The following is a 2,659-nucleotide window of genomic DNA, read 5'->3' as shown; positions in this document are numbered from 1 at the left end:
GGACCGAACCCGCATCTGTTGCAATAGATTGGGATGACTTGTGGCTAGGGGTGAAAGGCCAATCAAACTCGGAGATAGCTGGTTCTCCGCGAAATCTATTTAGGTAGAGCGTTGAATGAATACCCTCGGGGGTAGAGCACTGGATGGGCTATGGGGACTCACCGTCTTACTGATCCTAACCAAACTGCGAATACCGAGGAGTACTGTTCAGCAGACACACGGCGGGTGCTAACGTCCGTCGTGAAAAGGGCAACAACCCTGACCTCCAGCTAAGGTCCCCAAGTCATGGCTAAGTGGGAAAGGATGTGAGGATCCCAAAACAACCAGGATGTTGGCTTAGAAGCAGCCATCATTTAAAGAAAGCGTAACAGCTCACTGGTCTAAATAAGGGTCTTTGCGCCGAAAATGTACCGGGGCTCAAGCCATGCACCGAAGCTGAGGATGTGGATTTATCCACGTGGTAGCGGAGCGTTCCGTAGGCCGATGAAGGAAGACCCGTGAGGGCTTCTGGAGGTATCGGAAGTGCGAATGTTGACATGAGTAACGATAAAGGGAGTGAGAGACTCCCTCGCCGAAAGACCAAGGGTTCCTGCTTAAAGTTAATCTGAGCAGGGTTAGCCGGCCCCTAAGACGAGGCGGAAACGCGTAGTCGATGGGAACCACGTTAATATTCGTGGGCCAGGTGGTAGTGACGGATTGCGTAAATCGTAAGATCTTATTGGATTGATCTTGCGGTGAAGCGGTTCCAGGAAATAGCTCCACCATGAGACCGTACCCGAAACCGACACAGGTGGTCAGGTAGAGTATACCAAGGCGCTTGAGAGAACTGCGTTGAAGGAACTCGGCAAATTGCACGCGTAACTTCGGAAGAAGCGTGACCTCTTTATACGCAAGTATTGAGAGGTGGCACAGACCAGGGGGTAGCGACTGTTTATCAAAAACACAGGGCTCTGCGAAGTCTTTAAGACGACGTATAGGGTCTGACGCCTGCCCGGTGCTGGAAGGTTAAAAGGAGATGTGCAAGCATTGAATTGAAGCCCCAGTAAACGGCGGCCGTAACTATAACGGTCCTAAGGTAGCGAAATTCCTTGTCGGGTAAGTTCCGACCTGCACGAATGGCGTAACGACTTCCCCGCTGTCTCCAACGCAGACTCAGTGAAATTGAATTCCCCGTGAAGATGCGGGGTTCCTGCGGTCAGACGGAAAGACCCCGTGCACCTTTACTATAGCTTTACACTGGCATTTACCAAGACATGTGTAGGATAGGTGGTAGGCTTTGAAGCAGGGACGCCAGTCTTTGTGGAGCCATCCTTGAAATACCACCCTTATCTTCGTGGATGTCTAACCGCGATCCGTTATCCGGTTCCGGGACAGTGTATGGTGGGTAGTTTGACTGGGGCGGTCGCCTCCTAAAGAGTAACGGAGGCGCGCGATGGTGGGCTCAGACCGGTCGGAAATCGGTCGTCGAGTGCAATGGCATAAGCCCGCCTGACTGCGAGACTGACAAGTCGAGCAGAGACGAAAGTCGGTCATAGTGATCCGGTGGTCCCGCGTGGAAGGGCCATCGCTCAACGGATAAAAGGTACGCCGGGGATAACAGGCTGATGACCCCCAAGAGTCCATATCGACGGGGTTGTTTGGCACCTCGATGTCGGCTCATCGCATCCTGGGGCTGGAGCAGGTCCCAAGGGTTTGGCTGTTCGCCAATTAAAGCGGTACGTGAGCTGGGTTCAGAACGTCGTGAGACAGTTCGGTCCCTATCTGCCGTGGGTGTAGGAATATTGACAGGATCTGTCCCTAGTACGAGAGGACCGGGATGGACGTATCTCTGGTGGACCTGTTGTGGCGCCAGCCGCATAGCAGGGTAGCTATATACGGAATGGATAACCGCTGAAGGCATCTAAGCGGGAAACCAACCTGAAAACGAGTGTTCCCTATCAGAGCCGTTGTAGACGACAACGTTGATAGGCCGGGTGTGGAAGCGCAGCAATGTGTGAAGCTTACCGGTACTAATCGCTCGATTGGCTTGATCGTTCTCATTGTTCATGTTCATCGGCTATGCCGATGAACACGATCTTTTTGTCCTCACGCTGTCGCGATCTTCGATCGCTTCGCTGCGGACGGCGCGCCGGACGACCGGCGACGGCCAGTCGGCCTACGGGGAAGTCCCCTGAAAGCCGCTGCCATCGCCGCGTCAAACAGGCGCTTCAACAACCAGCTTCTCGAAAACATGCTGCATTTGGCTGACCTGGTGGTTATGGCGGGGTCCTTAACACCCGTTCCCATTCCGAACACGGCCGTGAAATGCCCCAGCGCCAATGGTACTTTGTCTTAAGACACGGGAGAGTAGGTCGCTGCCAGGTCTGCCAAATGCAACAAATCTTCTCATTCAATAACGGCGACTGCCGATATCAAGCCGCCGTAACTGGCGGCTTTTTTGTTGCCGCATGCAAACCAATACCGCGGGGCAAGAGCAGCCCCCGTCGTACCGCAGGCCAAAGGCCGAGGACCGGCAAAACAAGAATACCGGGCATGCACGAGACCACCCGTCTCAAACATAACCCCGGTCGCTCGCAAATAACGCGGGGTGGAGCAGCCCGGTAGCTCGTCAGGCTCATAACCTGAAGGCCGCAGGTTCAAATCCTGCCCCCGCAACCAA

General features: G+C 54.2%; 1 tRNA gene and 2 rRNA genes (1 of these 3 cut by a window edge). All 3 read left to right on the top strand.

Annotated elements, in window-relative coordinates:
• A 23S ribosomal RNA gene (locus tag V6765_RS24020) occupies positions 1-2,034 on the top strand (it extends 864 nt beyond the left edge of the window).
• Positions 2,035-2,247: 213 nt separating this feature from the next.
• Positions 2,248-2,363 (top strand): 5S ribosomal RNA (gene rrf, locus V6765_RS24015).
• Between the two features lie 218 nt (positions 2,364-2,581).
• A tRNA-Met gene (locus V6765_RS24010) sits at positions 2,582-2,658 on the top strand.
• The last annotated feature ends 1 nt before the right edge of the window (position 2,659 follow it).

The sequence above is a fragment of the Martelella sp. FOR1707 genome (assembly GCF_053484265.1).
The sequence above is the reverse complement of the archived record's forward strand: the minus strand, read 5'-3'. Positions and strand labels throughout refer to the sequence as shown.